Source organism: Mesorhizobium sp. M4B.F.Ca.ET.143.01.1.1 (assembly GCF_004792275.1).
GTDB lineage: Bacteria > Pseudomonadota > Alphaproteobacteria > Rhizobiales > Rhizobiaceae > Mesorhizobium > Mesorhizobium abyssinicae.
Map to the genome: position 1 here is coordinate 1 of NZ_SRSR01000407.1, position 278 is coordinate 278.

Genomic DNA, 278 nt, shown 5'->3' on the forward strand with positions numbered 1-278 from the left:
CGCAACGGCGCCACCAAGGACGGCAAGATCTACGGCCTGCCGATCGACAGCTGGACGATGCTCTATCATATCAACATGGATCTCTTCAAACAGGCCGGTCTCGTCAATGCCGACGGCACGCCGATCCTTCCGAAGTCGCCCGAGGAACTGCTCGCCCAGGCCGAACAGTTCAAACAGAAGACTGGCAAGCCTTACTTCGTTCAGAACCTGGCCAACGAGACGGCGCTTTTCACGCGCAATCTCTACACCTATCTGTTCCAGCAGGATTCCGACTTCTT

1 pseudogene is annotated in these 278 nt (G+C 56.5%); it reads left to right on the forward strand.

The features are described 5' to 3' along the window. Positions 1-278, forward strand: a pseudogene (locus tag EN786_RS37530) (extracellular solute-binding protein); the annotation flags it as partial.